This window comes from Brevundimonas sp. UBA5866 (genome assembly GCF_002432125.1).
Taxonomy (GTDB): domain Bacteria; phylum Pseudomonadota; class Alphaproteobacteria; order Caulobacterales; family Caulobacteraceae; genus Brevundimonas.
Genome location: NZ_DJFS01000092.1, coordinates 1 through 7,840, shown reverse-complemented (window position 1 = coordinate 7,840; position 7,840 = coordinate 1). Strand labels below are relative to the sequence as shown.

The window sequence follows — 7,840 nt, the reverse complement described above, 5'->3', positions numbered from 1 at the left end:
CGGTCATCGGCTCGCCCACATCCTCGCGGTTGGGCGGAGTGCCGTCCCTGAGCAGGGCATTGATCTCTTCACCCGACAGGGTCTCATATTCCAGCAGGGCCTGTGCCAGGGCCTCGTGATCCTTGGCCTTTTCGGTCAGGATCCTGCGGGCCTCATCCCAGCCGCTGTTGACGATGCGGCGCACCTCGTCGTCGATGATCTGGGCGGTCTGCTCGGAGATGTTCTGGGTGCGCGAGACCGAGTGGCCGAGGAAGACCTCTTCCTGGTTTTCGCCATAGGCCACCGTGCCCAGTTTGTCCGAGAAGCCCCAACGGGTGACCATCGCACGGGCCAGTTTGGTGGCCTGTTCGATATCCGACGAAGCGCCAGAGGTGATGTTCTCCTTGCCGAAGATCAGCTCTTCGGCGACGCGGCCACCGGCCATGATGGCGATACGGTCCACCATCTGCTGGTACTTCATAGAATAGCGGTCGCCTTCGGGCAGCTGCATCACCATGCCCAGGGCGCGACCGCGCGGCACGATGGTCGCCTTGTGGACCGGGTCGGCCATCTGGACGTTCAGGGCGACGATGGCGTGACCGGCCTCGTGATAGGCGGTCAGGCGCTTTTCTTCCTCGTTCATGGCCATCGACTTGCGTTCCGAGCCCATCAGGACCTTGTCCTTGGCGTCTTCGAAATCGCGGTGGGTGACCATCTTGCGGTCCTTGCGCGCGGCCATCAGGGCGGCCTCGTTCACGAGGTTGGCCAGGTCGGCACCCGAGAAGCCCGGCGTACCGCGTGCGATCACCTTGACGTTCACGTCGGCGGCCAGCGGCACATCCTTCATGTGGACGCGCAGGATGTGTTCGCGGCCCGAGACGTCGGGGTTCGGCACGGTGACCTGACGGTCGAAACGGCCGGGGCGCAACAGGGCCGGGTCCAGAACGTCAGGACGGTTGGTCGCGGCGATCAGGATGATGTTTTCCGATGCCTCGAAACCGTCCATCTCGACCAGCAGCTGGTTGAGGGTCTGTTCGCGCTCGTCGTTACCGCCGCCAAGGCCCGCACCACGGTGACGGCCCACGGCGTCGATTTCATCGATGAAGATGATGCACGGCGCGTTCTTCTTGGCCTGTTCGAACATGTCGCGGACGCGCGAGGCACCCACACCGACGAACATTTCCACGAAGTCCGAACCCGAGATCGAGAAGAAGGGCACGCCCGCCTCACCGGCCACAGCGCGGGCCAGCAGGGTCTTACCCGTACCCGGAGGGCCAACCAGCAGGGCACCCTTGGGAATCTTGCCGCCCAGACGCTGGAACTTGGACGGGTCCTTCAGGAAGTCCACGACCTCCTGCAGTTCTTCCTTGGCTTCATCGACACCTGCGACGTCGGCAAAGGTCTTGCGGCCCTTGTGCTCGGTCAGCAGCTTGGCCTTGGACTTGCCAAAGCCCATCGCGCCCTTGGAGCCGCCCTGCATGCGGTTCATGATGAACAGCCAGAAGCCGATCAGCAGCACCACCGGCAGCAGCAGACCCAACAGACCCGACCACCACGGCTGGCGGGTCGTCTTGACGTCAACGGCGATGCCCGCCGCGTTCATCTTTTCGACGATCGTGTCGTTCGGGACCGGAATAACGGTCGTGAACTTGCTGTCGTTTTTATAGACACCGTTCACGGTGTCGCCACGCACGGTGACAGACTTGATCTCTTGCCCGTCGATGGCGGTGATCAGTTGGGAATAGTTGATCTCGGCCGGACGTCCGGCCGCAGCCGGCGTGACGGCCTTGTTGGCCAATCCACCGCCCGTGGTCATGGTGGAGTACACCACCGCCATGATCAGTAGGATCCCGGCGCCGATGGCAATATTTCGCAGGTTCATGCGGTCCTCGGTTTCCCGACACAGCCAACAGGGCTGCGCCGGACAGCAGTCATTCAAAATGAAAATAGGGCAGTCGAACCGGTTTCGCCATGCCACAGGTCAAACAGCGCGCTCTCCTGCGTCGTTTCGTCCAGTAAACTATCGGCCAGTGCCAGCGCGGTGGCGCGATAGCGACGTCCGCAAAGGCCGCATACATCCACACCGTCATCGCCCAAAACATACTGATCTGTCAGCGGTTTGTACAAAACAGGCATACTGGCCCGCGCATGGGCAGGCAGGGTTTTCAGGGCCTTGCGGTCCCTGTCCGACAGGCGGGCGATAAATCCGTCCGCAGACATAACCTGCCAACCGTTTTCACGGGCGGTTATCTCGAAACGCCCATCCCACACCACAGGTTCATTCACCCTGAGAGACAGGACATTCAGACCGCCGCGGCGCTGTTCACCGGCTTCACGGAAAATACGGACGTCAGGGCCATCCATCTCGACCCGCGCGCCTGCCAGCACAGCCACATCGGTTGTACCCGCAGCGATCCGGCGGACCAGCGCCTCAAGACGTTCGCCCCGCGGCGGCACGCTCTGTCCAGAGGCGCACAACAAGGCCACAGACAGCGCGCGTGACCGGGCAATCGCGGCGCGCGGAAAATGGAAGATGCCCAGATCCGCATCCGGTCCGGCATCGGGCAATACAATCGGGGCGGACATGGCCGGTTCGCGTTCACGGCCCGCAACGACCTGACGGGCGCGGACACGGGTATAGCGGTCATCGGCATTGGCGGGATCATCGATCCACGACAGCCCCTGATGGCCGAGCCAGTGCCGCAGATCCTCGCGCTGCTCCGACAACAAAGGGCGCAGGATCGCGATTCCCCTGCCCTGCGGCCACACAGGCGAAGGCGAAAAGGGGCGGAGCTCGCCCATCGCTGTGCCCTGTGCCCGCATCCATTCATTTTCCAGCGCATCGTTGGCGGTATGGCCCAGCAGGATCACCGAGGCCCCCGCCTCGCGGGCGGCCTCCGCCAACAGGGCATGACGGGCCAGACGGGCACGTTCCTGAATGGCGGTGCCTGCACGGGCATCTTCCCAGACCAGACCGCGCCAGTCCGCACCGCAGCCTCGGGCCATCTGCCCGGCACGCTGCGTCCAGATTTCGCTGTCGGGATTAAGCCGGTGATCGACCGTCAGGGCCAATATCCTGCGACCGGCCTGTCGGCCCCATTCACAGGCCAGCGCCAGAAGGGCGAGACTGTCGCCTCCGCCCGAAAGACCTACCGCCACCGGGCGGTCATGCGGTCCGTCCAGACGGGCCGAGAGCTGCGCGAGGACGCGCCCTCTCAACCCGCAGGTCTGGTCGTCAGGGATCAGCTGCACTCCGCGCGGGTGCGAAGCTGGGTCGCGCGGGTCTTTTGCTGGGCCGTTGCGGCCTCGGCATAGCGGCGCGTGAACTCGTTCAGGGCACCGCAGGCCTGGGTCTGGCGGTCGGTGGCACGCAGGGCCTCGGCCAGCTTGAGCACGGTCTCGGCAGCCCAAGGGGTGCGCGGCCAGCCGGTAAGAGCCTGAGCATAGGCCGATACCGCAGAGGCATTGTCACGACCCGCGACATGGATGTCGCCAAGGCGGCTGTAGGCTTCCTTGGCCTGTGGCGTGTCGGGCCATGTCACGGTCACGGTTTCCAGCGCGCGCATGCCGCGACGGGTGTCCTGACCGCTCAGGCGCATGGCGGCCTGAAGGTCGCCAGCCGCATCGCCGGTCGGGGAGTTGGCGGTGATGGGCGCGTTCAGTTCGGCTTCTTCCTGAAGCGTCTTGATACGGTCTTCCAGCGCATCAACACGGCGGACCAGATCGGCGTTGTTACGCGTCGCCTCGTCCAGATCGAAGGTCATGCGCTCGTTCTCGGCATTCACCCGACGGAAGGTCGCCTCCAGATCGGCCAGACGGCGCTCCATCAACGAGACCTGCCCCTGAAGCGCGATCACTTCGGGATCGGGCTCGACGATCACCGGCTGACCCGCAGCATTGCGCTGGGTCAGGGCGCGCTCCAGACGGCGGACATTGCGGTCCAGCTGGTCCAGTCGGCGCTTGTCCCATTCAACAGCCGGAATCACGGGCTGGGCCACAGGGGCGCCGCGGTTCTGGGCAATGGCGGAGGTACCGCCGATCACGCACAGGCCAATGGCCGTGGCCGCGACCGACATCTTCAAGCGAAAAGGCTGTTTCATCATGGTCTTATCCGTTCCACCGATTGCCCGCGACTGCAAGCGTTTCGACGTCCTCTAGTGTCCCAGCCCCAGATAGACGATGGCCGTCAGGAAGAGGGCCAAAACAATGGTGCAGAACACCAGCAGGAAGAAGGTCCGCCACAGGGCCGAGACGAAGGACAGGCTATAGGCCCCCTTCAATTGGGCAAACATGTGGACCGGAATAATGAAGACCACCAGCCAGATCACGGCAGACGACAGGGACGGCAAAGCCCCCGCCACCCCGACCGCGACAAGGGTCAGCATGGCCATAAAGGTCAGGGAATAGAGAACAAAGACCCCGTGATCGTACAGGGTGAACCCCCGTCGCCACAGAAACAGAAGCCACATGAAGGGGATCGACAGCGGCACCAGGAGAAAGGCGAATTTGTAGGCCGTCTGCTGCAGCTTGTAGACCATCAGGTCCGGGTTCTTCAGCTTCTTGCCGATCTTGGCCATCGCCCCCTTGTTGTTGCTGTCCCAGTTCAGGTCCGCGACCTGCGCCTGCCATGAGCCCGGCGTCAGACCGTCGGTGCGCGGGGCATCGGGGGCCTTGCCGCCCGCCTTGGCCGCATCGAAGGCATCGATGCGGGCCTGCAGGGTTGCACGCGAGCCCGCCATCGCGCCCTTCTGGGTTCCCAGCGCGATACGCTCCGACCCCCGACTGCTCTCGAAGGCCGTTTCTACGGTGGCGATTTCCTTGTCCAGTTCGACCAGTTCCGCCCGTATCGCATCCGCCTGCGCCTCGGTCATGGCGGCGTTTTCGAGACTGTTGCCGATGTTCACCTTGGGTTGCGGCATCATGCTGAGGCCGAAAAAGATGATGAACAGGGTGAAGAGGAAGATGGCCAGCGGCGAGACATAACGGGTGCGCCGCCCCTGGCTCCACTCGCGCGTCAAGCGTCCCGGATTGCCGACCAGCAACGGCAGGGTGCGCCAGATGCGGCCATCGAAATGCATGACCCCATGCAGAAGCTCATGCCCCAGATGCATCAGGGTGCGGTGCACATGGGCGGGCTGGCCGCATTCGGCGCAGTATTTGCCCGTCACCGCCGAGCCGCAATCGGCACAGACATGACCGCCCTCGCCCGCCTCCCCCGTTCCAGGCTTTACGGACTGAGCCACAACGCCGCCGGCGATAGCGCCTACAGCTGTTCCAACGGCATCGACTTCCACAGGTATCCCCCCCTAATGAAACGCCCGCTGACAGTGCCGTTTCACCCGTAAAATTGAAAGAGGCACCGACCTGTGGCCGGTGCCCCTTCCTATTGTTTCCCCATTCGGGATCAGACTTTAGCGCACACCCGATGCAATGGCGGTGCGGGCGTTACGGTTTTGGGCCCATGCGCTCTCGTTCGAGCCTTCTGCGATCGGGCGCTCCTTGCCGAACGAGATGGTGTCGATGCGGTTGGCCGGAATACCGCGGCTGATCAGATAGTTGCGGACGGCTTCGGCACGACGGGCACCCAGCGCCAGGTTGTATTCGCTGGTGCCGCGTTCGTCGGCATTGCCTTCGATACGCACGGTGACCTGCGGATAGCGTTGCAGCCAGGCCGCCTGGGCCGACAGACGCATGCCGGCTTCACCGTTCACCTCGTACGAGTCGAGGTCGAAATAGATGCGGTCACCGACATTGATGACGAAGTCCTGTTCGGAGCCCGGAATGGCTGCGCCGACGTTGCCGCCGTCAACCGGACCGGTCGGTGCGGTCGGATAGGTCGGGCCCGCCGGCTGTTCGACCGGACCGGTCGGGGTCGCGGTATCAACCTTGGGCTTAGGGGTACAGGCAACAACCGAAACGGCGAGTACGCCGACAGTGGCCAGCTTGATCAACGAGGCTTTGTTCATGCTCGACTCCTAGAGAGAGGGGATCGCAAAGCGCGATCCAAGCTTAGCAATAAAGATGGCTGTAGCTACACTGGCTCCTGCTCGTGTTCCAGCAAGGCTATGACCGATAACGCAGGAGTGAAGCCATTGATCCAAACCGCGCCCCTCAGGAAGCGGCACAGGAATCAGGACCCTGATTGAGGCCCAGATTTGCGGGGGGAGCGTCCAGCAGACCGGACCATGCCGGACTGGAGCCACGCTCCTGATAACCGGCCTGGGCCACGACGCGGCCCGACAGGTCAACCGTCCACAGACGGGTGTCACCGCCCGGAGACTGGCGGGCGAACATCACATAACGGCCGTTCGGCGCCCAGGACGGACCTTCCTCGAAATAGGATGAGGACAGGCTGCGCTCGCCCGTACCGTCAGGACGCATCACGCCGGTGTGGAAACGACCGCCCGCCTGTTTCGTAAAGGCGATCAGATCGCCGCGCGGCGACCAAGCCGGCGCGGTATAGATGCCGCCGCCGCGGCTGATCGGGCGCTGGCCCGAACCGTCCGCGCGCATGGTGTAAAGGCGTGCCGAACCCGAACGGTCGGACGTAAAGACGATCTGCGAACCGTCAGGGCTGAACGACGGAGAGGTGTCGATGCCCGGATCGCTGGTCAGACGCGACAGCTGGCGCGTGCGCAGGTTCATCACATAGATGTCGGTGTTGCCATTGCGAATGATGGAGAAGGCCATCTTCGACCCGTCATTCGAGAATCGCGGGGCCAGAACCTGCCCCTCGAACTCGCCGAGGCTTTCGCGGCGGCCCGTGGCGAGGTTGTACAGGTAGATACGGCTGTAATCCTTGCCCAGAGCCACATAGGTGACTTCGTCCGGATTGTGCATGGAGAAGCGCGGCGACATGATCACCTCGTCGCCCTGCGTCAGGAAGACGGGGTTGTAGCCATCCTGATCCACGATGGTCAGGCGGCTGCGGCGGTTGGTCTGGCTGCCGCTTTCGGCGACGAACAGCACGCGGCTGTCGAAGAAGCCCGGCTCGCCCGTCAGGCGCTGATAGACCACATCTGAAATCTTGTGCGCGATACGGCGCCACTGCTCGGCGGTGGCAGTGAACTGATAGCTGACCAGCTGGCACTGGCGGTACGGGTCATACAGGCGGAAGCCCACATCCACGCGGCCATCGGCACGCTGGGTCACGCCGCCGTACAGAACCGCCTGTGCACCAATGCTGGTCCACTGCGGAAAGTTCGGCGCATTGGCCAGCGTCAGGCCCGTCTCGATAAAGCTGGCCGGATTGAGCGGATCGAAGAAGCCCGAGCGTTTCAGATTGCCGCTGATGACCTGCGAGATCTGGCCGCCATTGGCACCGGTGAACGGCACCACGGCGATCTGCAGCGGGCGCAACACACCCTGATCGATCTCGACCTCGATGGGACCATTTGTCGGAGCCTGCTGCACCTGTGCAGAGGCGGGCATGGCCATCACCAGTGCGGCCGTCGTGGCTAGAACGAGCTTCAGTCGCATGATGGAACTCCCTTTATCGATTCGTCAGTCAGAGAATGGGCCTTCGCCTTTAACGCGCGGTCAAGCCTGATGGCTGCCTCAACGGTTGGCGCAAGCCCTTTCCGGGTTGAAGGTCGGACGGAACTGTCCCCCTTCGAAATTGGTAGGCACGTCAAAGGGCGCGGCCTGACGCAATGCCCGAAGAGCACCGTCCGCCGTGGCCCGATATACGGTTGAACTCTGCGGATTGATCAGAGTCGGTCCGCGCGTGATGCGTCCATCAGCCGACAGTGTCACATCCACCTGAACGCGTACTTCGGTCGCACCGGGGATGTCGCACGGCAGGTTCCAGTGCGGATAGACCTGGTTGAAAATGGCCGTGATCTGCGGGCCGGTGGCCTGC

At 63.4% G+C, this 7,840-nt stretch carries 7 protein-coding genes; all 7 read right to left on the bottom strand.

Going from position 1 to position 7,840, the window contains the following annotated elements:
- On the bottom strand, positions 1-1,861 hold a 1,861-nt coding region (gene ftsH / locus B3H86_RS12070; protein WP_292054262.1), incomplete at its 3' end, for an ATP-dependent zinc metalloprotease FtsH.
- A 53-nt stretch (positions 1,862-1,914) separates the two neighbouring features.
- Positions 1,915-3,231 (bottom strand): tRNA lysidine(34) synthetase TilS, encoded by a 1,317-nt coding sequence (tilS, locus tag B3H86_RS12065; protein ID WP_292054260.1) that lies wholly within the window; start codon positions 3,229-3,231, stop codon positions 1,915-1,917.
- Positions 3,222-4,055, bottom strand: coding sequence for a tetratricopeptide repeat protein (locus tag B3H86_RS12060; protein ID WP_292054258.1), 834 nt, complete (start codon positions 4,053-4,055; stop codon positions 3,222-3,224). Before B3H86_RS12060 ends, tilS begins: the two co-directional genes overlap by 10 nt.
- A 78-nt stretch (positions 4,056-4,133) precedes the next feature.
- A complete protein-coding gene (locus tag B3H86_RS12055; RefSeq protein ID WP_292054255.1) occupies positions 4,134-5,222 on the bottom strand; it encodes a DUF3667 domain-containing protein in 1,089 nt (362 codons plus the stop codon).
- Between the two features lie 168 nt (positions 5,223-5,390).
- Positions 5,391-5,945, bottom strand: coding sequence for a peptidoglycan-associated lipoprotein Pal (gene pal / locus B3H86_RS12050; RefSeq protein WP_292054253.1), 555 nt, complete (start codon positions 5,943-5,945; stop codon positions 5,391-5,393).
- A gap of 145 nt (positions 5,946-6,090) precedes the next feature.
- Positions 6,091-7,458 (bottom strand): Tol-Pal system beta propeller repeat protein TolB, encoded by a 1,368-nt coding sequence (tolB, locus tag B3H86_RS12045; protein ID WP_292054251.1) that lies wholly within the window; start codon positions 7,456-7,458, stop codon positions 6,091-6,093.
- 78 nt (positions 7,459-7,536) lie between these two features.
- The coding region (locus B3H86_RS12040; protein ID WP_292054249.1) for a hypothetical protein at positions 7,537-7,840 on the bottom strand (304 nt) is incomplete at its 5' end.

Coding starts and splice junctions, on each gene's coding strand:
- B3H86_RS12060 (WP_292054258.1), bottom strand. CDS start 4,055: ATGTCGGTCGCGGCCACGGCCATTGGCCTGTGCGTGATCGGCGGTACC.
- pal (WP_292054253.1), bottom strand. CDS start 5,945: ATGAACAAAGCCTCGTTGATCAAGCTGGCCACTGTCGGCGTACTCGCC.
- tolB (WP_292054251.1), bottom strand. CDS start 7,458: ATGCGACTGAAGCTCGTTCTAGCCACGACGGCCGCACTGGTGATGGCC.